The organism is Pseudomonas fluorescens (assembly GCF_001307275.1).
GTDB lineage: Bacteria > Pseudomonadota > Gammaproteobacteria > Pseudomonadales > Pseudomonadaceae > Aquipseudomonas > Aquipseudomonas fluorescens_AA.
The window spans coordinates 1,917,891-1,939,970 of the sequence record NZ_CP012831.1 but is presented as its reverse complement, the minus strand read 5'-3'; the positions used below and the strand labels follow the sequence as shown (position 1 = coordinate 1,939,970).

18 protein-coding genes and 1 tRNA gene are annotated in these 22,080 nt (G+C 62.0%); 15 read left to right on the top strand and 4 right to left on the bottom strand.

What is annotated here, in order from left to right:
* Window positions 1–3: 3 nt before the first annotated feature.
* A tRNA-Leu gene (locus AO356_RS08630) sits at window positions 4–90 on the bottom strand.
* 227 nt (window positions 91–317) lie between these two features.
* Here AO356_RS08630 and rnr point away from each other — a divergent pair.
* The 14 genes from rnr to AO356_RS08560 all read left to right on the top strand — a co-directional run bounded on the left by rnr (window position 318) and on the right by AO356_RS08560 (window position 19,363).
* Window positions 318–2,954 (top strand): ribonuclease R, encoded by a 2,637-nt coding sequence (gene rnr / locus AO356_RS08625; protein WP_060739417.1) that lies wholly within the window; start codon window positions 318–320, stop codon window positions 2,952–2,954.
* Window positions 2,951–3,709, top strand: coding sequence for a 23S rRNA (guanosine(2251)-2'-O)-methyltransferase RlmB (gene rlmB, locus AO356_RS08620; RefSeq protein ID WP_060739416.1), 759 nt, complete (start codon window positions 2,951–2,953; stop codon window positions 3,707–3,709). The genes rnr and rlmB overlap by 4 nt, the downstream gene beginning before the upstream one ends.
* Window positions 3,710–4,014: 305 nt before the next feature.
* Window positions 4,015–4,443: a 30S ribosomal protein S6 gene (gene rpsF, locus AO356_RS08615; protein WP_003186395.1), complete on the top strand. Its 429-nt coding sequence runs from the start codon at window positions 4,015–4,017 to the stop codon at window positions 4,441–4,443.
* A 28-nt stretch (window positions 4,444–4,471) separates the two neighbouring features.
* On the top strand, window positions 4,472–4,702 hold the full coding sequence (gene rpsR / locus AO356_RS08610) for a 30S ribosomal protein S18 (protein ID WP_002551829.1): 231 nt from the start codon (window positions 4,472–4,474) through the stop codon (window positions 4,700–4,702).
* A gap of 36 nt (window positions 4,703–4,738) precedes the next feature.
* On the top strand, window positions 4,739–5,629 hold the full coding sequence (locus tag AO356_RS08605; protein ID WP_060739415.1) for a hypothetical protein: 891 nt from the start codon (window positions 4,739–4,741) through the stop codon (window positions 5,627–5,629).
* 18 nt (window positions 5,630–5,647) lie between these two features.
* A complete protein-coding gene (gene rplI / locus AO356_RS08600) occupies window positions 5,648–6,094 on the top strand; it encodes a 50S ribosomal protein L9 (RefSeq protein ID WP_003186385.1) in 447 nt (148 codons plus the stop codon).
* A 117-nt stretch (window positions 6,095–6,211) separates the two neighbouring features.
* Window positions 6,212–7,609, top strand: a complete 1,398-nt coding sequence (dnaB, locus tag AO356_RS08595) for a replicative DNA helicase (protein ID WP_027911801.1) — start codon at window positions 6,212–6,214, stop codon at window positions 7,607–7,609.
* Between the two features lie 188 nt (window positions 7,610–7,797).
* Window positions 7,798–10,098 (top strand): YgiQ family radical SAM protein, encoded by a 2,301-nt coding sequence (locus AO356_RS08590; RefSeq protein ID WP_060739414.1) that lies wholly within the window; start codon window positions 7,798–7,800, stop codon window positions 10,096–10,098.
* Between the two features lie 313 nt (window positions 10,099–10,411).
* Window positions 10,412–11,338, top strand: coding sequence for a hypothetical protein (locus tag AO356_RS08585; protein ID WP_060739413.1), 927 nt, complete (start codon window positions 10,412–10,414; stop codon window positions 11,336–11,338).
* Window positions 11,335–11,796, top strand: a complete 462-nt coding sequence (locus tag AO356_RS08580; protein ID WP_060739412.1) for a hypothetical protein — start codon at window positions 11,335–11,337, stop codon at window positions 11,794–11,796. The genes AO356_RS08585 and AO356_RS08580 overlap by 4 nt, the downstream gene beginning before the upstream one ends.
* 165 nt (window positions 11,797–11,961) lie before the next feature.
* Window positions 11,962–15,255 (top strand): DUF2126 domain-containing protein, encoded by a 3,294-nt coding sequence (locus tag AO356_RS08575; RefSeq protein ID WP_060739411.1) that lies wholly within the window; start codon window positions 11,962–11,964, stop codon window positions 15,253–15,255.
* A 208-nt stretch (window positions 15,256–15,463) separates the two neighbouring features.
* Window positions 15,464–17,950 carry a circularly permuted type 2 ATP-grasp protein gene (locus AO356_RS08570; protein WP_060739410.1) on the top strand — a complete coding sequence of 829 codons (2,487 nt, stop codon included), beginning with the start codon at window positions 15,464–15,466 and terminating at the stop codon, window positions 17,948–17,950.
* Window positions 17,950–18,843 (top strand): transglutaminase family protein, encoded by an 894-nt coding sequence (locus AO356_RS08565; RefSeq protein ID WP_060739409.1) that lies wholly within the window; start codon window positions 17,950–17,952, stop codon window positions 18,841–18,843. The genes AO356_RS08570 and AO356_RS08565 overlap by 1 nt, the downstream gene beginning before the upstream one ends.
* Window positions 18,844–18,985: 142 nt before the next feature.
* A complete protein-coding gene (locus AO356_RS08560) occupies window positions 18,986–19,363 on the top strand; it encodes an NUDIX hydrolase (protein ID WP_060739408.1) in 378 nt (125 codons plus the stop codon).
* A gap of 73 nt (window positions 19,364–19,436) precedes the next feature.
* Here AO356_RS08560 and AO356_RS08555 read toward each other — a convergent pair whose 3' ends face one another.
* Both AO356_RS08555 and AO356_RS08550 read right to left on the bottom strand, forming a co-directional pair.
* Complete coding sequence (locus AO356_RS08555) at window positions 19,437–19,625, bottom strand: hypothetical protein (RefSeq protein WP_060739407.1); 189 nt, start codon at window positions 19,623–19,625, stop codon at window positions 19,437–19,439.
* Window positions 19,626–19,693: 68 nt separating this feature from the next.
* On the bottom strand, window positions 19,694–20,281 hold the full coding sequence (locus AO356_RS08550) for a TIGR00730 family Rossman fold protein (RefSeq protein ID WP_060739406.1): 588 nt from the start codon (window positions 20,279–20,281) through the stop codon (window positions 19,694–19,696).
* Window positions 20,282–20,622: 341 nt separating this feature from the next.
* Between AO356_RS08550 and azu the strand changes: the two genes are divergently transcribed.
* A complete protein-coding gene (azu, locus tag AO356_RS08545) occupies window positions 20,623–21,069 on the top strand; it encodes an azurin (protein ID WP_060739405.1) in 447 nt (148 codons plus the stop codon).
* Window positions 21,070–21,243: 174 nt separating this feature from the next.
* Here the strand turns inward: azu and nadE are convergent, their stop codons facing one another.
* Window positions 21,244–22,071, bottom strand: coding sequence for an ammonia-dependent NAD(+) synthetase (gene nadE / locus AO356_RS08540; RefSeq protein ID WP_060739404.1), 828 nt, complete (start codon window positions 22,069–22,071; stop codon window positions 21,244–21,246).
* Window positions 22,072–22,080: the final 9 nt, after the last annotated feature.

The following is a 22,080-nucleotide window of genomic DNA, read 5'->3' as shown; positions in this document are numbered from 1 at the left end:
AATTGGTGCCCAGAAGAAGACTCGAACTTCCACGACCTTGCGGTCACCAGCACCTGAAGCTGGCGTGTCTACCAATTTCACCATCTGGGCAGTATCGGCTACGTGTGTACGTCGTCGATGGCGCGCACTATACGGAGCGTGTTTTTAACTGTAAACCCCTGCGGAGAAAAAAACCGCTAAATTTCACGAGCGGTGCGTTCCGGGGGCTTCGAAGGCAGGTCAAATGATCCTGGAAACGCTATCGGATGCTTGAAATTTCCCGTTTCATTAAGCCTATGCCAAACTAACCCGCATATAGACAAGGTGAAAACTCTCTAATGGCCGATTGGCAGTCCCTCGATCCCGAGGCCGCTCGTGAAGCGGAAAAATATGAAAACCCTATTCCTAGCCGTGAACTGATCCTGGCGCATCTCGCCGATCGGGGTTCGCCTGCTAGCCGCGAGCAGTTGGTCGAAGAGTTCGGTCTGACCACCGAGGACCAACTCGAAGCCCTGCGCCGCCGTCTGCGCGCCATGGAGCGCGACGCTCAACTGATCTACACCCGGCGCGGCACCTATGCACCGGTGGACAAGCTCGACCTGATCCTGGGCCGCATCGCCGGTCACCGTGACGGCTTCGGTTTCCTGATCCCGGACGACGGCAGCGACGACCTGTTCATGAGCCCGGCGCAAATGCGCCTGGTGTTCGACGGTGACCGGGCCCTGGCCCGCGTGTCCGGCCTGGATCGTCGCGGTCGCCGTGAAGGCGTGATCGTCGAAGTGGTGTCCCGTGCCCATGAAAGCATCGTTGGCCGTTACTTCGAAGAGGGCGGTATCGGTTTTGTCGTGCCGGATAACCCGAAGGTTCAGCAGGAAGTGCTGATTACCCCGGGCCGTAATGGCGCCGCCAAGGTAGGTCAGTTCGTCGAGGTGAAAATCACCCATTGGCCAACTGCGCGCTTCCAGCCACAGGGCGATATCGTTGAAGTGGTCGGCAACTACATGGCGCCGGGCATGGAAATCGACGTTGCGCTGCGCACCTACGACATTCCTCACGTCTGGCCCGAGGCTGTGCTCAAGGAAGCCGCCAAGCTCAAGCCGGAAGTCGAAGAGAAAGATAAAGAAAAACGCATCGACCTGCGCCATCTGCCGTTCGTCACCATCGACGGCGAAGATGCCCGCGACTTCGACGATGCGGTCTACTGCGAAGCCAAGCCCGGCAAGCTGCGCCTGTTCTCCGGCGGCTGGAAGTTGTTCGTCGCGATTGCCGACGTGTCCAGCTACGTGAAGATCGGTTCGGCCCTGGATAACGAAGCCCAGGTGCGCGGCAACTCCGTGTATTTCCCTGAGCGCGTGATTCCGATGCTGCCTGAGCAGCTGTCCAACGGGCTGTGCTCGCTGAACCCGAAAGTCGACCGTTTGGCCATGGTGTGCGAGATGACCATCTCCAAGACCGGCGAAATGACCGACTACCAGTTCTACGAAGCGGTGATCCACTCCCAGGCGCGCCTGACCTACAACAAGGTCAGCACCATCCTGGAAACGCCGAAGACCAGTGAAGCCAAGGCGTTGCGTACCGAATACGCTGGCGTGGTGCCGCACCTCAAGCAGCTGTACTCGCTGTACAAGGTGTTGCTGGGTGCCCGTCACGTGCGTGGCGCGATCGATTTCGAGACCCAGGAAACCCGGATTGTCTTCGGTTCCGAGCGCAAGATCGCCGCGATCACCCCGACGACCCGTAACGATGCGCACAAGCTGATCGAAGAGTGCATGCTGGCGGCCAACGTGGCCACCGCCGAATTCCTCAAGAAGCACGAGATTCCTGCGTTGTACCGCGTGCACGACGGCCCGCCGCCGGAGCGTCTGGAAAAACTGCGCGCCTTCCTCGGCGAGCTCGGCCTGTCCCTGCACAAAGGCAAGGACGGCCCGACGCCGAAGGACTACCAGGCACTGCTGGCCAGCATCAAGGACCGTCCGGACTACCATGTGATCCAGACAGTGATGCTGCGCTCCCTGAGCCAGGCGGTGTACAGCGCTGACAATCAGGGCCACTTTGGTCTGAATTACGAGGCGTACACCCACTTCACCTCGCCGATCCGCCGTTACCCGGACCTGCTCACGCATCGTGCGATCCGCAGCGTGATCCATTCCAAGCAGAACACCCCGCACGTCAAGCGCGCCGGTGCCATGACCATTCCGAAGGCGCGGATCTATCCGTACGACGAAGCGGCCCTGGAACAGTTGGGCGAGCAGTGCTCCATGAGCGAACGCCGCGCCGACGAAGCCACTCGCGACGTGGTGAACTGGCTCAAGTGCGAGTTCATGAAAGACCGCGTGGGCGAGTCGTTCCCAGGCGTGATCACTGCCGTGACCGGCTTTGGTTTGTTTGTCGAACTGACCGACATCTACGTCGAGGGCTTGGTGCACGTCACCGCCTTGCCGGGTGATTACTACCACTTCGATCCTGTGCACCACCGCCTGGCGGGCGAGCGCACCGGTCGCAGCTTCCGCCTGGGCGACACCGTGGAAGTGCAGGTCATGCGCGTCGACCTCGATGAGCGCAAGATCGACTTCGGCATGTCTGACAAGCCCGCCGAGGCACCGACTGGCCGTAAAAAACGTGGCAGCGAGACCGCAGCGCCTGCGACCAAAGGTAAAGGTAAGGGGGCTCCTGCAAAAGCCGCGGAGCCTGAGCCAGCCAAGGCCGGTCGCCGTTCGTCCGTCAAGGACAAGGCTCCCGAAGCCTACCGCCCCAGCGACGCAGCGGCGAAAAACGCCGAACTGCGCAAGAGCCGCGAGTTGAAGCAGCAGTTGCTCAACGAAGCCAAAAGCGGTGGTAAAGCGGCGTCTGGGGGAAAGTCCCACGGGGCGGAAAAGCCGTCGAGCAAGCCGAGTAAACACCGTAAAGGCCCGCCAAAAGCGGGGTCGGCCCCCGCGAAAAGCGGCGGGTCGCGCAAACCTAAGGCCAAGTCATGAGTCTGGAAAAAATCTACGGCGTGCACGCCGTAGAAGCACTGCTGCGTCACCACCCCAAACGTGTCAAGCAAGTGTGGTTGGCGGAGGGGCGCAGCGAGCCGCGTGTGCAAGCGTTGGTCGAACTGGCCACCCAGAACAAGGTTGCCATCGGCCAGGCCGAGCGTCGTGAAATGGACGCGTGGGTCGAAGGCGTTCACCAGGGTGTGGTGGCGGACGTCAGCCCGAGCCAGGTCTGGGGCGAGGCGATGCTCGACGAACTGCTCGATCGCACCGAAGGCGCCCCTCTGCTGCTGGTGCTGGATGGCGTGACCGATCCGCATAACCTCGGCGCCTGCCTGCGTTCGGCGGATGCCGCCGGTGCGTTGGCGGTGATCGTGCCCAAGGACAAGTCGGCAACCCTGACGCCCGTGGTGCGCAAGGTGGCCTGCGGCGCGGCGGAAGTGATCCCGTTGGTGGCGGTGACCAACCTGGCGCGCACCCTGGAAAAACTCCAGCAGCGCGGCCTCTGGGTGGTCGGCACGGCGGGCGAGGCCGAGGTCAGTATCTATGACCAGGACCTGACGGGCCCGACGATCCTGATCATGGGCGCTGAAGGCAAGGGCATGCGTCGCCTGACCCGCGAGCATTGCGACTACCTGGTCAAGCTGCCGATGGCTGGCAGCGTCAGCAGCCTCAACGTCTCGGTGGCCACCGGCGTGTGCCTGTTCGAGGCGCTACGCCAGCGGAGCGTCAAGGCTGTCGCCAAAAAGCCCTGATCCAGACGCGTATCAAATGTGGGAGCGAGCTTGCTCGCGATGACGGTGCCGCCGTGACGTAAAAGTCGACTGGCACGCCGCTATCGCGAGCAAGCTCGCTCCCACAGTGTTTTGTGCAAGGTGAGGATCGGCGGCTGTTCAAATAATCGCCAATTGCCTTGCGCCGCCCTCGGCCCTTCTCTACAATTGCGCCCCTTGCTGTGATGGCAGGCACTTATGTGTCTAGCGTCCACAAGTCCATAAGTGTCATTCACTCCTTGTCTGACCGTTTTTGAGCGGCAGGCTACAACCCGTAAGGAGCATTCATGCGTCATTACGAAATCATCTTTTTGGTCCACCCGGATCAAAGCGAGCAAGTCGGCGGCATGGTTGAGCGTTACACCAAGCTGATCGAAGAAGACGGCGGCAAAATCCACCGTCTGGAAGATTGGGGCCGTCGTCAACTGGCCTACGCAATCAACAATGTTCACAAGGCTCACTACGTGATGCTGAACGTTGAGTGCACTGGCAAGGCCCTGGCCGAGCTGGAAGACAACTTCCGCTACAACGATGCAGTGATCCGTAACCTGGTCATCCGTCGCGAAGAAGCCGTCACCGGCCAATCCGAGATGCTCAAGGCTGAAGAAAACCGCAGTGAGCGCCGTGAGCGTCGCGACCGTCCTGAGCACTCTGACAGCGCCGATGGCGATGACAGCGATAGCGACAGCGACAACAGCGATAACGCTGACGAGTAATCCACGGACCTTTTAAGGAGCCAATCACATGGCACGTTTCTTCCGTCGTCGTAAATTCTGCCGCTTCACCGCTGAAGACGTGAAAGAGATCGATTACAAAGATCTCAACACTCTGAAAGCCTACGTATCCGAGACCGGCAAAATCGTTCCAAGCCGTATCACCGGTACCAAAGCTCGTTATCAGCGTCAGCTGGCCACCGCTATCAAGCGCGCCCGCTTCCTGGCCCTGCTGGCCTACACCGACAGCCACGGCCGCTGAGACCGGGCAGTCGACGAGTAGTAAGGGATTGAATGCATGCGCGCCTTAGCTGACTTCATCATGCGGGGACGTGTGCAGGCCACGTTGGTTGTGGCCGGATCCGCGGCATTGCCGCTGTTGTTCTGGTTGAGTGCCGCCGCTGGGTGCCTTGTGCTCCTGCGGCGCGGTTCGGACGCCTTGAGCGTCCTGGGTATCGGGTTGCTGTCAGCGTTGGTGAGCTGGTACTTCCTGAAGGACCCGACAACACTTTTGGTGTTGCTCGGGGCTGGTGGCCTGGCGTTGGTTTTGCGCGCCGGCCATACCTGGAATCGCGTGCTGCTGTGCAGCGTGGCCGTGGGGTTGTTGTGTGCGGTGAGCCTGGGAACTGTATTCAGTTCCTTCATCGAGTCACTGGCGCAGACGTTCGAACACGTCCTGCCGCTGGCGATGGGTGAGGTCTACGAGACATTCTCGGCAGACCAGAAGGCGTTTCTCACCGCCCTGAGCGCTCCGCTGATGATCATTTCGATAGCGTCTTCGCTGCAGATCTTTAGCGTGCTGTGCCTGATTCTTGGGCGCTATTGGCAGGCGTCGTTGTATAACCCCGGTGGTTTCGGTCGCGAGTTTCGCGCCATCCGATTCCCCAAGAGCGTGGCGCTGTCACTGCTGGCCGTCATGTGTGTCGCTCCGTTTTTCGGGCTGCATGCACTGATCCTGTTGCCGTTGTGCAGTGTTGCGCTGGTCTTCGCCGGCCTGGCCCTGATTCACGGGCTGGTGGCGCAGAAGCGACTGGCCACGTTCTGGCTGGTGGGGATATACGTGACGTTGTTGCCTTTCATGCACTTGCTCGGTCCGTTGCTCGTGGTCTTGGCCATCGTTGACAGCCTGATTGATTTTCGCGGTCGTATGGCGCCGAAAGACGCCGACAACGCGAACGGTGAAGGTTAAAAGTTAGAGGATTTTCACATGCAACTGATCCTTCTGGAAAAAATCGCCAACCTGGGCAACCTGGGCGACAAAGTAAACGTTAAGGCCGGCTACGGTCGTAACTACCTGCTGCCTTTCGGCAAAGCCACCGCTGCGACCGCTGCCAACCTGGCTGCGTTCGAAGAGCGTCGTGCCGAGCTGGAAAAAGCCGCCGCAGACCGTAAGGCATCGGCTGAAAGCCGTGCTGCCCAACTGGCCGAGCTGGAAGTGACCATCACTGCCACCGCTGGCGACGAAGGCAAGCTGTTCGGTTCTATCGGTACTCACGACATCGCTGACGCACTGACCGCCTCCGGCGTTGAAGTGGCGAAAAGCGAAGTTCGTCTGCCGAACGGCACCATCCGCAACGTAGGCGAATTCGACGTAGCCGTGCACCTGCACGCCGAAGTTGAAGCCACCGTACGCGTTGTCGTGGTAGCAGCCTAAGCAACACCTGTCGGTTGGCACCCTCGGGTGCTAGCCGGTAACATCGGGCACGATCCTGTTTACAGGTCGTGCCCTTTGTCTTTCTGCAATTGCTGAATTTCATAACCAGACGTGGCCATGAACGAAATCACCGCTCCCGAGCAATACGATCTGCAAACCGCCGCCCTGAAGGTGCCTCCGCATTCCATCGAGGCCGAACAGGCCGTGCTCGGTGGGCTGATGCTGGACAACAACGCCTGGGAACGCGTGCTCGATCAAGTCTCCGATGGCGATTTCTACCGGCATGACCACCGCCTGATTTTCCGTGCGATCGCCCGTCTGGCCGATCAGAACATGCCGATCGACGTCGTTACCCTGGCCGAGCAATTGGACAAGGAAGGGCAGACGTCCCAGGTTGGCGGCCTCGGTTACCTGGGCGAACTGGCGAAAAACACGCCGTCGGTCGCCAACATCAAGGCCTATGCGCAGATCGTCCGCGAGCGGGCGACCTTGCGTCAGTTGATCGGCATCAGCACCGAGATCGCCGACAGCGCTTTCAACCCGGAAGGTCGCACCGCCGCCGAGATCCTCGACGAAGCCGAACGGCAGATCTTCCAGATTGCCGAGGCTCGGCCGAAAACCGGCGGACCGGTGAGCGTCAACGACCTGTTGACCAAGGCCATCGACCGCATCGACACCTTGTTCAATACCGACAACGCCATCACCGGCCTGTCCACCGGCTACACCGACCTCGACGAGAAGACCAGCGGCCTGCAACCGTCCGACCTGATCATCGTCGCCGGCCGTCCGTCCATGGGTAAGACCACCTTTGCGATGAACCTGGTGGAAAACGCCGTGCTGCGCAGCGACAAGGCGGTGCTGGTGTACTCCCTCGAGATGCCAGGCGAATCGCTGATCATGCGTATGCTCTCGTCCCTGGGGCGCATCGACCAGACCAAGGTCCGTTCCGGCCAACTGGAAGACGACGACTGGCCGCGCCTCACCTCGGCGGTCAACCTGCTCAATGACCGCAAGCTGTTCATCGACGATACGGCCGGTATCAGCCCGTCGGAAATGCGCGCCCGGACCCGGCGCCTGGTGCGTGAGCACGGCGATATCGCGCTGATCATGATCGACTACCTGCAGCTGATGCAGATCCCCGGTTCCAGCGGCGACAACCGGACCAACGAGATTTCCGAAATCTCCCGTTCCCTCAAGGCCCTGGCCAAGGAGTTCAACTGCCCGGTGGTGGCGCTCTCCCAGCTGAACCGTTCCCTGGAACAGCGCCCGAACAAGCGCCCGGTGAACTCCGACTTGCGGGAATCCGGAGCGATCGAGCAGGACGCCGACGTCATCATGTTCGTCTACCGCGACGAGGTGTATCACCCCGAGACGGAGCACAAGGGCATCGCCGAAATCATCATCGGCAAGCAGCGGAACGGTCCGATCGGCTTCATCCGCCTGGCGTTCATCGGCAAATACACGCGCTTCGAAAACCTGGCGCCGGGTAGCTACAATTTCGATGACGATGAGTAAGTTCTTCGTCGTCTGATCCGGCCTCATCGCGAGCAAGCTCGCTCCCACAGAGGAATGCATTCCAAGGTGGGAGCGAGCTTGCTCGCGATAGGTGCGCCGCCGATTTCCGACCATAGCCGTCGGAATTGGTCAAAATTTGTGCTATATTCCGCGCCCGCGATTTTTCATCCTTTATACCGGTCATCGACATGCAAGCAGCCAAGCCGTTATTTGACTATCCCAAGTACTGGGCCGAATGTTTCGGCCCGGCGCCGTTCCTGCCCATGAGCAGGGAGGAGATGGATCAGCTCGGCTGGGATTCGTGCGACATCATCATCGTGACCGGTGATGCCTACGTCGATCACCCATCGTTCGGCATGGCGATCATTGGCCGTTTGCTGGAAGCCCAGGGCTTTCGCGTGGGGATCATTGCCCAGCCGAACTGGCAGTCCAAAGACGACTTCATGAAGCTTGGCGAGCCCAACCTGTTTTTCGGTGTCGCGGCCGGCAACATGGACTCGATGATCAACCGCTACACCGCCGACAAGAAAATCCGCTCCGATGACGCCTACACCCCAGGTGGCCTGGCGGGCAAACGGCCGGATCGCGCGAGCCTGGTCTACAGCCAGCGCTGCAAGGAAGCCTACAAAAACGTGCCGATCGTGCTGGGTGGTATCGAAGCGTCGCTGCGCCGCATCGCCCATTACGACTACTGGCAGGACCGGGTCCGTAACTCGATCCTGATCGACGCCTGCGCCGACATCCTGCTCTACGGCAACGCCGAGCGGGCGATTGTCGAAGTTGCCCAGCGCCTGTCCTATGGCCACAAGATCGAAGACATCACCGACGTGCGCGGCACCGCATTCATCCGTCGCGATACGCCGCAAGGCTGGTACGAAGTCGATTCCACGCGCATCGATCGCCCGGGCAAGATCGACAAGATCATCAATCCCTACGTGAACACCCAGGACACTCAAGCCTGCGCCATCGAGCAGGAGAAGGGGCCGGTTGAAGACCCGAGCGAAGCCAAGGTCGTGCAGATCCTGGCGAGCCCGAAAATGACCCGCGACAAGACCGTGATTCGCCTGCCATCGGTGGAAAAGGTCCGTGGCGACGCGGTGCTCTACGCCCACGCCAACCGTGTGCTTCACCTGGAAACCAACCCGGGTAACGCTCGCGCCTTGGTGCAGAAGCACGGCGAAGTCGACGTCTGGTTCAACCCGCCGCCCATTCCGATGACCACCGAAGAAATGGACTACGTGTTTGGCATGCCTTACGCGCGTGTTCCCCATCCGGCGTACGGCAAGGAGAAAATCCCGGCCTACGAGATGATCCGTTTCTCGGTGAACATCATGCGTGGCTGCTTTGGTGGCTGCACCTTCTGCTCAATCACCGAGCATGAAGGCCGGATCATCCAGAACCGCTCCGAAGAGTCGATCATCCGCGAGATCGAAGAGATCCGCGACAAGGTCCCGGGCTTCACCGGGGTCATTTCCGACCTCGGCGGCCCGACCGCGAACATGTATCGCATTGCCTGCAAGAGCCCGGAAATCGAATCCGCGTGCCGCAAGCCGTCCTGCGTGTTCCCGGGCATCTGCCCGAACCTGAACACCGACCATTCTTCGCTGATCCAGCTGTACCGCAGCGCCCGGGCCTTGCCTGGGGTGAAGAAGATTTTGATTGCCTCCGGCCTGCGTTACGACCTGGCGGTCGAGTCGCCGGAATACGTCAAGGAGCTGGTGACCCACCACGTTGGCGGTTACCTGAAGATCGCTCCGGAGCACACCGAGGAAGGCCCGCTCAACCAGATGATGAAGCCGGGCATCGGCAGCTATGACAAATTCAAGCGGATGTTCGAGAAGTACACCAAGGAAGCCGGGAAAGAGCAGTACCTGATTCCCTACTTCATCGCTGCCCACCCGGGCACCACCGACGAAGACATGATGAACCTGGCGCTGTGGCTCAAGGGCAACGGTTTCCGGGCCGACCAGGTACAGGCGTTCTATCCGTCGCCGATGGCCACGGCCACCGCCATGTACCACTCGGGCAAGAACCCGCTGCGCAAGGTCACCTACAAGAGCGATGCGGTGACCATCGTCAAGAGCGAGGAACAGCGCCGCCTGCACAAGGCCTTCCTGCGGTATCACGACCCCAAGGGCTGGCCGATGCTGCGTGAAGCGTTGACCCGCATGGGGCGCGCCGACTTGATCGGGCCGGGCAAGAACCAATTGATCCCGCTGCACCAGCCGGCCACCGACAGCTACCAGAGCGCCCGTCGCAAGAACTCGACGCCAGCCGGCAGCCACAAGGTGGCCAAGGAAACCACCAAGATCCTGACCCAGCACACCGGCCTGCCGCCGCGGGCCAGCGATGGCGGTAACCCGTGGGACAAGCGCGAGCAGGCCAAGGCCGCGGCTTTCGCCCGTAACCAGCAGGCCGCCAAGGAACGCAAGGATGCGGCCAAGGGCAAGGGGCCGAAGCCGGCACGCAAGCCTGTGGTGCCGCGCTAACGGGTCAATCTACGATGTAAAACGCCAGCCTCAGTGCTGGCGTTTTGCTTTCTAGCGACGGTGCTGCCCATTTGCTATCTTGGCCGCCGCCGGTGCCAGCCTAGCCAATGCAATAAAGCCGAGCGCAGCTCTTGTGGCGAGGGAGCTTGCTCCCGCTCGGCGGCGAAGCCGTCGTAAACCGGCCGGCACGGTCTGTCTGGGAGCATGGGATGGGATTGTTTGGGGCCGCTTCGCAGCCCAGCGGGAGCAAGCTCCCTCGCCACAGTATTGTGTGTGGATAAAGACTCACTTCCGATTCTCAAGGACGATTCATATGAGCAGCGCTACAACGGGCATCGGCATGGACCTGAGCTTCTCCCAGTTCATGGCCCGCAAACGCATCGAAAGCCAGATCAACCTGCCGCGCCTGTTTGCTGCCATTGACGCCGATCCTGGCATCGCCGGGGCGGGTGTGGTGTATGTCGATTCCGAATACAACGTCGTGACCCTGCGCGAATTCAAGCCGATTTGCAGCATCGCACCCAAGCGCATCATTTTGCGCGAGGCGAAAAAATACATCGCGCCGCAGCAGTTCATCGATCAGGTCAAAAGCAGCCCCCGCGAGTCCAAGCTCGGGCTTGAAGCGACCAATGCCGGCTTGTCCTGTGTCGCCGCGGTGATCGGTTGGGTGGTGGTGTTCAGTGGCAGCGTCGCGGTGCCCTTTACGGCGGGGGCAAGTGCCTTTGTCGTTGCCCTGGGCGCCGCTGCCGCGACGGCCAGTACCGCGCAATGCGTCATTGGCGGGATGCGGGTGGCCAATGAGCTGAGCAATCCGACCGGCAACGATGAGATGAACGACGCCGACTGGTACAACATCGTGTCGCCGATCCTTGACGGGGTTTCCCTGGTGGGGGTCGGTGGCTCGGCCCTGACGACTGTCCGGCTGCTCAAGGCCAACAAGGCGGCCGCCACCGGAAAGAGTTGGTATCAGTTGCTCAAAGGGCTGAATCGGCAAGAGCGCAGCAAACTGACCAAGGAGCTGTTGACGCTGAGGGACCCGAGCCTGACCGCGAAGCTGCTCAAGCTGCAGCAGCGCGCGGGCGCCCTGCCCAAACGTTATTCGTCTGCCGAGATCAGGCACGCGACACTGACGCAGATAAAGGACTCCCTCGGAGGCGCGCTGGGGGTCATTGGCAGTTATACCGGCGATGGCGCCGTGAAGACGGTTGCCGTCGGCCTGTACGAGGAGTTCACGGAATGATCGGGGGCGGATCGCTGAAGTCATTCCTCGCCCGTTATTTTCCGGTGTTCATGGGGACGATCCTGCTGGGCTGCTTTTCCGGGTCCACGCTGCTTGTGTTGGCCGGGGCCACGTATTGGCGTGTCCTGGAGCCGTCAGCCAGGACCGACTATGTCGGGCTCGGCACCTTGGCCCTGGTGCTCGTCCTGGTCCTGGGCAACCTCTTGATCGCTCGCGGGCGCGCCTGGGCGGTCTGGTGGGTGGCGGGGTATTTCCTGGCCTGTCTGGCGGCGGTGCTGCCGACGTTCGCTTATGGAGCGCATCAGGGCGTATACCTGTTCGCTGTGCTGTTGCCACTGCTGGGGCTGTTACTGCTCAACAGCAAGCGTCATCGGGAAATGCGCAGCAAACTCGTCGATATCCGCCGCCAACGCGCGCTGATCATTCAGGCCGCCAAGGCCTCACGCCCGCGTCGCTGAGTCGATTCGCGCCGCATTTATGTGCATTCCTTTACAGATGAATACGGGCATCGCGCGTTTTTAGTGCTCTACTGCCTTGAGTAGACAAAGAAAGTGTCGGGCCTGCCTGCATGGCATAAGTCTTGCGCCGCTTTCGATACCGCCCAGGCTCGCAGGAGGCACGTCGTGTCGATCCATGTCGCATTGCATCACGTCACGCATTACCGCTACGACCGCGCCGTCGAACTCGGCCCGCAGATCGTTCGCCTGCGCCCGGCAGCCCACAGCCGCACGCGGATTCTTTCCTATGCGCTGAAGGTTTCGCCCGAGCAGCATTTCATCAACTGGCAGCAAGACCCCCAGGGCAATTACCTGGCGCGGCTGGTATTTCCCGAGAAAACCCGGGAGCTGCGGATCGAAGTCGATCTGCTGGCGGAAATGGCGGTGTTCAATCCGTTCGATTTCTTTCTTGAGCCCTACGCCGAGAAAATTCCGTTTGCCTACGCGGCTGACGAACGCAAGGAGCTGGCGCCTTACCTGGAAACCCTGCCGCTGACGCCGAGGTTCCAGGCCTACCTGGACGGCATCGACCGTACGCCGTTGCCGGCGGTGGATTTCCTGGTGGCGCTCAACCAGCGCCTGAGCGAAGACATCAATTACCTGATCCGCATGGAACCCGGCGTCCAGACCCCGGAGCATACCCTTGAGCACGCGTCCGGCTCGTGCCGCGACTCGGCCTGGTTGTTGGTGCAGCTGTTGCGTAACCTTGGCCTGGCCGCGCGGTTTGTCTCCGGTTACCTGATCCAGCTGACCGCCGACGTGAAGAGCCTCGATGGCCCGTCCGGCACCGACGTCGACTTCACCGACTTGCATGCCTGGTGCGAGGTCTACCTGCCCGGTGCCGGCTGGATCGGCCTGGATGCGACGTCCGGGCTGTTTGCCGGTGAAGGCCACATCCCGCTGGCCTGCAGTCCCGATCCGTCCTCGGCGGCACCGATCAGTGGCCTGGTGGAGCCCTGCGAGTGTGAGTTCAGCCACGAAATGTCCGTCGAGCGGGTCTGGGAAGCGCCGCGGGTGACCAAGCCTTACACCGACGCGCAATGGCTGGCGATCCAGGCCCTGGGGCGGCAGATCGATGCCGATCTGCTGGAGGGCGATGTGCGCCTGACCATGGGCGGCGAACCGACCTTTGTCTCCATCGATGACCCGGACGGCGCCGAGTGGAACACCGCGGCACTCGGGCCGGACAAGCGCCGGCTCTCCGCCGAGCTGTTCCAGCGCATGCGCAATCACTATGCGCCCAAGGGGCTGGTGCATTTCGGCCAGGGCAAGTGGTACCCCGGCGAGCAACTGCCGCGCTGGTCGCTCAATTGCTATTGGCGGCGCGACGGGGTGCCGATCTGGCACAACAGCGCGTTGATCGCCGACGAGCAGGAGGATTACGGCGCCGATGGCGAACTGGCCGGACGCTTCCTGGCGAGCGTCGCCGAGCGTTTGAAGATTCCTGCGCGGTTCGTCTTCCCGGCCTACGAAGACAACTTCTATTACCTCTGGCGCGAAGGCGCACTGCCTTCGAACGTCACGGCCGAGGACCCACGCCTGGAGGACGCTTTGGAGCGTGCACGGTTGCGCAAGGTCTTCAGCCAGGGGCTGGACAAGGTCATCGGCCAGGTACTGCCGTTGGCTCGCACCGCCAAGGGGGATCAATGGCAAAGCGGTCGCTGGTACCTGCGGGACAACCACTGCCGCCTGGTGCCGGGGGATTCGCCCCTGGGGTATCGCTTGCCGTTGGCGTCCCAGCCTTGGGTGACGGCGGCCGAGTACCCGTTCATCCACCCCACCGACCCGAACCAGGACTTGCCCGAACTGCCCGGCACCGAGCAACTGGCGCGTCACGGCGAGGCGGCGACCGAGCAGGAGCGTGTCCCGGAGATCGACAAGTCCGCTGACTGGCTGACCCGCACCGCCTTCTGTGCCGAGGCCCGCGAAGGCCGGCTCTATCTGTTCATGCCGCCCCTGGAGCGGGTCGAGGATTACCTGGAACTGGTCAGCGCCATCGAGGCGACGGCTGAGGAGCTGCGGTGCCCGGTGCTGTTGGAAGGCTACGAGCCGCCGAGCGACCCGCGCCTGAGCAATTTCCGCATCACCCCCGACCCCGGTGTGATCGAGGTCAACGTACAACCTTCGGCGACCTGGGATGAGTTGGTCGAGCGCACTGAGTTTTTGTACGAAGAAGCGCGACAGACCCGACTGACCACCGAGAAATTCATGATCGATGGCCGGCACACCGGCACGGGCGGCGGCAACCATTTCGTACTGGGTGGCGCGACACCGGCCGACTCGCCTTTCCTGCGACGTCCCGACCTGCTGCGCAGCCTGATCAGTTACTGGCATAACCACCCGTCGTTGTCCTACCTGTTTTCCGGGTTGTTCATCGGCCCGACCTCCCAGGCGCCCCGCGTGGACGAGGCGCGCAACGACGCCTTGTACGAGCTGGAAATCGCGTTTGCGCAAATGCCACAGCCCGGCGAAGCGTGTCCGCCGTGGTTGGTCGATCGCTTGCTGCGCAACCTGTTGATCGACGTGACCGGCAATACGCACCGCGCCGAATTCTGCGTCGACAAGCTCTATTCACCGGACGGCGCCACTGGGCGTCTCGGCCTGTTGGAGTTGCGTGCGTTCGAGATGCCGCCCCACGCCCGCATGAGCCTGGCCCAGCAATTACTGCTGCGGGCGCTGGTGGCGCGGTTCTGGCGCGAGCCTTATGCGCCAGCGAAACTGGCGCGCTGGGGTACCGAGCTGCATGACCGTTTCCTGCTGCCGCACTTTATCGAGCAGGATTTTGCCGACGTCATCCATGAGCTGAACGCCGCCGGCTACCCGCTGCGGGCCGAGTGGTTCGCCGCGCACCTGGAGTTCCGCTTCCCCAAGGTGGGCGATTACGCGGTCAGCGGTATCGAGCTGCAATTGCGCCAAGCCCTCGAGCCTTGGCATGTGCTGGGGGAGGAGGGCGCGGTGGGCGGCACCGTGCGTTACGTGGATTCCTCCCTGGAGCGTTTGCAGGTCAAGCTCAGCGGCCTGGCGCCGCAACGCTACTTGCTGACCTGCAATGGCGTGCCGGTGCCGTTGCAACCGACTGGTCGGGTCGGCGAATTTGTCGCTGGGGTGCGTTTCCGAGCGTGGCAACCGGCCAACTGCCTGCAACCGACCATCCCGGTGCATGCGCCGCTGGTTTTCGACTTGCTCGACACCTGGATGCAACGTTCCGTGGGCGGTTGCCAGTATCATGTGGCCCATCCGGGCGGGCGCAACTATGACAGCCTGCCGGTGAATGCCAACGAGGCCGAGAGCCGGCGCATGGCGCGCTTCTTCCGTCTCGGGCACACGCCGGGGAAACTGCCGATACCCAGCCTGGCAGTGGATGACGAGTTTCCACTCACGCTCGATCTGCGGCGTTTTCAAGGGGCACCCAAGGTCTAAGTGAACCCCGTGGCGAGGGAGCTTGCTCCCGCTCGGTTGCGCAGCGACCGTAAAATTCTCGGGCTGCTGCGCAGCCCAGCGGGAGCAAGCTCCCTCGCCACGATGATTGCAGTCCGAAAGCCAGGCCGGATCCAACATAAAACACACCTATCCGGGCGTCATGCGCTTGCGCTAGTCTCACCTTTCATTGCCGTCTGCCGAGCTTTCCATGCCTGACCTGCTTGACCGTTACCCGCTGACGACGGGCACCTATCACGAATTAATGGACGACAGCGGTGCGGTACGTACGCACTGGCGGCGGCTGTTCGACCAGTTGCAGCGCAGCACGCCGGCCCAGTTGCTCCAGCGCCAGGCCCTGCTGGCCCGACAGATCCAGGAAAACGGCGTGACCTACAACGTCTACGCCGATCCGAAAGGCGCCGACCGGCCGTGGGAGCTGGACCTGCTGCCCCATGTGATCGACCCGCAGGAATGGAAGCATCTGTCCGCCGGAATCGCCCAGCGTGCGCGATTGCTCAATGCGGTGCTGGCCGATCTGTACGGGCCGCAGCGGCTGATCAGCGAAGGGCTGTTGCCGGCAGAGCTGGTGTTCGGGCACAACAATTTCCTCTGGCCCTGCCAGGGCATCGCGCCGCCGGACGGCAGTTTCCTGCACTTGTATGCGGTGGATCTGGCGCGCACGCCCGACGGCCGCTGGTGGGTCACGGCGGACCGGACCCAGGCGCCTTCGGGGGCCGGGTACGCGCTGGAAAATCGCATGATCGTTTCCCGCGCCTTTCCCGACTTGTATCGCGACTTGAAGGTGCGGCACCTGTCCGGATTTTTCCGCACCTTGCAGGAAACCCTGGCGCGACAGGCACCCAGCGACGGCGAGTCGCCGCTGGTGGTGCTGTTGACGCCGGGGCGGTTCAACGAAAGCTATTTCGAACACCTGTACCTGGCGCGCCAGCTGGGCTATCCGCTGGTGGAGGGCGGCGACCTGACGGTTCGCGATGCTACGGTCTACCTCAAGACCCTCAGTGGCCTGCGCCGGGTCCACGCCATCATGCGTCGGCTCGACGACGACTTCTGCGACCCCCTGGAATTGCGCACCGATTCGGCCCTCGGCGTGCCGGGGTTGCTGGAAGCCGTGCGCCAGGGCCGGGTGCTGGTGGCTAATGCCTTGGGCAGTGGCGTGCTGGAGTCGCCGGGTCTCCTGGGCTTTCTGCCGAAGATCAACCAGTACCTGTTCGGCGAAGAACTGCTGCTGCCGTCCATCGCCACCTGGTGGTGCGGTGAGCCGCCGGTGCTGGCCCAGGCCCTGGAAAAATTGCCGCAACTGTTGATCAAGCCGGCATTTCCTTCCCAGAGTTTCAGCCCGGTGTTCGGTCGCGACCTGAGCGAGGCGCAGCGCGGCCAACTGGCGGCGCGCATGCAGGCACGGCCTTATGCCTATGTCGCCCAGGAACTGGCGCAACTGTCCCAGGCACCGGTCTGGCAGGCCGAAGATGGGCAAATCCAGCCCCGGGCGATCGGCATGCGCATGTATGCCGTGTCCGGCAAGGATGATTATCGGGTGCTGCCGGGTGGCCTGACCCGGGTGGCCGCCGAGGCCGATGCCGAAGTGGTGTCGATGCAGCGCGGTGGCGCCAGCAAGGACACTTGGGTCTTGGGAGAGCAGGCGCCCGGCGGTGAACAATGGAAGGCCCAGCGAACCGTGGGGGTCCATGACCTGGTTCGACGGGATCCGTACCTGCCTTCGCGGGTGGTGGAAAACCTGTTCTGGTTTGGCCGCTACTGCGAGCGTTGCGATGGCAGCGCGCGGTTGTTGCGGATCATGCTGGCGCGTTATGTCGATGGCGACGATCCGCAGGCCTTGCAATCGGCGGTGGCGCTGGGCGAAAGCCTGATGCTACTGCCCGAAGAGGGCGAGCTGCCCGAGCGTTTGTTGGCGGCACTGCTGGGGGACGACTGGTCGTTCAGCCTGCGCTCCAACCTGCAGCGCTTGCAATGGGCCGCCTCGCAGGTGCGCGGCAAGCTGTCCCGGGAGAACTGGCAGGCGCTGGTGGAGCTGCAGCGCGAAGCCATGGAACTGGAAACCGAGGAAGCGGACTTCGGCGAGTTGCTGGATTTCCTCAATCGGCTGGTGATGTCCCTCGCGGCGTTGTCCGGGTTCGCCCTGGACGACATGACCCGTGACGAAGGCTGGCGCTTCCTGATGATCGGCCGGCGCCTGGAGCGCCTGCAGTTTCTCAGCAGCAGCCTGGCGGCGTTCCTGCGCAGCGATGCGGTATTCGATCAGGCCGGGCTTGAGTGGCTGCTGGAACTGGGCAACAGCAGCATCACCTACCGCTCGCGTTACTTGGCGGTGGCCCAGTTGATCCCTGTGCTGGACCTGCTGCTGCTGGACGAACAGAACCCCCACGCGGTGCTCTTCCAGTTGAAGCTGGTGACCCGCACGCTCAAGCGCTTGAACGATGATTTTGCCGCGCCCAGGGAAACCGCCTTGCCGGACCTGGTCGCACGCCTGTCACGCTTTGACCTGCGTTGCCTGGAAAACCCGTTGTTCGGTGAAGCCAGCCTGCGCGCCGCACTCGATGGGCTGGCCGACCTGTTGCAGGAAGTGGCCGATGCCAGCGGCCAGGTGTCCGATCGCCTGGCCTTGCGTCATTTCGCCCATGTCGATGACGTCAGCCAACGCACGGTGTCCGTCTGATGAGCGCTCGTTACCAGATCCTCCACGATACCCATTACCACTACGACAGCCCGGTGTCCCTGGCCCAGCAGCTCGCTCATCTGTGGCCACGGGCCTGTGACTGGCAGCGTTGCACCGAACAGCAACTGTTGATCAGCCCGGAACCGACGACCCGGCGCGATGAACAGGATGTGTTTGGCAACCCGCTGACCCGGCTGGCCTTTGAACGGCCCCATGACGAGCTGCTGGTCAATGCCCGCCTGAGCGTCGAGGTGCTGGCCCGTCCCGAGCTGGATTTCAACCTGTCCCCGGCCTGGGAGTCGACCCGCAACGCGCTGACCTACAGTGGCCGGCCACTGGCTGCGCCGTTGCTGGAAGCGTGCCGCTATCGTTTCGAGTCACCGTATGTGCACCTCAAGCGCAGCTTCGTCGAGTTTTCCGAAAGCTGCTTCCCGCCGGGACGACCGTTGATGGTCGGCGTTCGAGCGCTGATGGAGAAGATTTTCGAGGAATTCACCTTCGATGCCGAGGCGACCCAAGTGGCGACGCCGCTGGTGGAGGTGCTGGAACGGCGGCGGGGCGTATGCCAGGACTTCGCCCACCTGATGCTGGCTTGCGTGCGTTCTCGCGGCCTGGCGGCGCGTTACGTCAGCGGCTACCTGCTGACCCAGCCGCCGCCCGGCCAGCCCCGGCTGATTGGCGCCGATGCGTCCCATGCCTGGGTCTCGGTGTATTGCCCGGTGTTGGGGTGGGTGGACTTCGACCCGACCAACAACGTCCAACCGGCCCTGGAACACATCACCCTGGCCTGGGGCCGGGATTTTTCCGATGTGTCACCGTTGCGGGGGGTGATCCTGGGGGGCGGTGCCCATGATCCTGAAGTGCGGGTGACGGTGATGCCGTTGGAGTCATGACCCCGCTTTCCGGTGAAATACTTGTGGCGAGGGAGCTTGCTCCCGCTTGGGTGCGAAGCGCCCATAAAAATGGGGTCGCTGCGCGACCCAGCGGGAGCAAGCTCCCTCGCCACAGATAAATCATTAACTGCGAGGCTTCTTCATGTTCCCGGTGTCCATCAAAGGTGTGCTGCAATCCCCCGAAGGCCTGGTTGTGCTGATGCTCAACGAGCGCGATGAATGGGAGCTGCCTGGCGGTCGGATCGAGTTGGGCGAAACGGCGCCGCAATGCCTGGCGCGGGAAATCGCCGAGGAGCTGGCGGTTGAGGTGAGCGTGGGGGCGCCGTTGGATTCGTACCTGTTCGAGGTCATTCCCGGCAAGCATGTCTTCATCTCCACGTACCGCTGCCAGTTGCTGGGCGGTTTCGTGCCGACCATCAGTCATGAGCACAAGGAGATCGGGCTGTTCGCGCCGGACCAACTGCCGGTGAACCTGCCTGGGGGGTATCGCCAGTCGATTATCAAGGCGCTGGGATTGTAAGGGGCGGCAGCGGGGCTGCCGGCCCTGGATACAGAACCGGGGGGCCGGATCGGATCATCGGGCCCTGGGGGAATCAGGCGTCGGGAGCCTGATCTTTCGGTGCATCGACATCGTCTTCTGCTGCTACTTCGCCTTCGGTATCCGGGCTCAGTGCGGCTTCTTCTTCAGCTGTGGCTTTCTTGCGCTGCAGCTTTTCCTCTTTCTTCTGCTCCTTGGCCAAGTCTCTCTGACGTTTGGCGAAGGAATAATTGGGTTTGGCCATGGGCGATCCTCTGGGGTCGAAGGTGAGGTTGAGCGGCGCATATTCTGCCCTGTATCGGGGCCGAGCCGTTAGCTGGGTTTTTGTTCGGCCCATTTTGGCTGTACGGACGGTTGCCATTCGTCCAGGGCATCGAGCAGGTTCTGCGCGGATTCGCTCACTTGCAGCATGTCACGATGGGGCGCGCGGACGAAGCCTTCGCCGACGATATGATCGAGAAAAGCGGTGAGCTTGCTGTAGAAACCGTTCACTTCCAACAGCCCCAGCGGTTTGCCGTGGTAGCCGAGCTGGCCCCAGGTCCAGACTTCGAACAACTCCTCCAGCGTGCCGAGGCCGCCGGGCAGGGCGATGAAGGCATCGCTGAGTTCAGCCATGCGCGCCTTGCGGGCATGCATGCCGTCCACCACTTCCAGGCGGGTCAGGCCGCCGTGGCCGATTTCCTTGTCCTTCAGGCTTTGCGGGATGATGCCGATGACTTCGCCGCCAGCCGCCAGGGCCGCGTCGGCGACGACACCCATCAGGCCGACGGCCCCGCCGCCGTAGACCAGGGTCAATTTTCGTTCCGCCAACGCCCGCCCGAGGGCCTGCGCCGCTTCACGATACGCTGGATTGGTGCCAGTGCTGGCGCCGCAAAATACACAAACAGACGCGATGGACATGCTTTACTCCGTGGTCAGTCACCGCACCAGAGTAAAGCCTGGCCTATGCTGCGCAAAGGACTTAAACCTCGCGCTGGGGTTTTTCATAGGTGCCACTGGCGCCACAGGCGTAGGCGGCGAGCAAGCTGCATAACAGGCTATTGAAGTTCATGGCGATCGCTCCAGAGGTTGATGGGGCTGATCATAGAGGCGCGTCATACTGATGGCTGGTTGATTATGTCCATCAGGCTGATAGCCTTAAGTTGTATACAATCTTTGACTCAGGTCATAGGAACTTGCCGGAAAATCAGGCAGTCTTTCCCTTTGACGGATTTTTGTTAACCATGCCTTGGAGATTCACGATGTTTGCCAAACTTGTTGCAGTATCCCTGTTGACGCTGGCCAGCAGCCAACTGATGGCAGCGGAGTGCAAGACCACCATCGACTCGACCGACCAGATGTCCTTCAACACCAAGGCCATCGAGATCGACAAGAGCTGCAAGACATTCACCGTTGAGCTGACCCACTCGGGCAGCTTGCCGAAAAACGTCATGGGCCATAACTGGGTGCTGAGCAAAGAGGCCGACATGCAGCCGATCGCCACCGATGGCCTCGCTGCCGGTATCGACAAGAACTACCTCAAGGAAGGTGATGCCCGCATCATCGCCCACACCAAACTCATCGGGGCCAAGGAAACCGACTCGGTAACCTTCGACGTGTCGAAACTCGATGCCGCTGAAAAATACGGTTTCTTCTGCTCGTTCCCGGGCCATATCTCGATGATGAAGGGCACCGTTACGCTGAAGTGATCAATTTCAGGTACAAAAAAAGCGCCCCATGCAGGGCGCTTTTTTATGCCAGGCAACCGCTCCTTGTGGGAGCGAGCTCGCTCGCGATGACGGCAGCACATCCAACATCAATGCAAACTGACCCACCGCTATCGCGAGCAAGCTCGCTCCCACAGAGCCCACAGAGATTGCCGGTCACGGGGCGTAGGGCATCACCCGCTTGTGCTCGGTCTTGCGGTAGGTGTCGCAAATGATCCTGGCCGCCTCTTCGCGAATCGGCTGGCCGTGCAGGAACGCATCGATCTCGGCGTAGGTCACGCCGTGGGAGGCTTCATCCGGCTTGCCGGGCGACAGGTCTTCAAGATCGGCGGTGGGGACTTTTTCCACCAGCGATTCCGGCGCGCCAAAGTCACGGGCGATGGCCCGGACCTGGTTTTTCACCAGGCCGCTCAACGGCGCCAGGTCGCAGGCACCGTCACCGAACTTGGTGAAGAACCCCATGACCGCTTCGGCCGCATGGTCAGTGCCGATCACCAGGCCCTGCTCGGCCCCGGCGATGGTGTATTGCGCCACCATGCGCATCCGCGCCTTGGTGTTGCCCAGCACGAAGTCCCGCGAGACCGCCGCCTTGCCTTCGAACGCGGCGACTTGCTCAGCCAAGGCCTTGACCGCCGGGCCAATATTGACGGTATGGCGCTCGTCGGGATCGATGAAGTCCACACAGGCCTGTGCTTCATGCTCGTCGAACTGGGTTTCGTAGGGCAGGCGCACGGCGATGAACTTATAGGCCGCGTTGCCGGTTTTCTCCCGCAGTTCGCGCATGGCACGTTGGGCCAGCAGCCCGGCGGTCAACGAGTCGACGCCACCGCTGATGCCCAGCACGAGGGACTTGAGCCCGGAATTGACCAGGCAATCCTGGATAAAGCTCACTCGCCGGGCGATTTCGGCCTTGAGGTCGGCGTCATGGGCGAACGGTGGCTGGACCTTGAGCTGTTCAGCAATCTCACGCTGTACGGCTTGCATGAATTCACT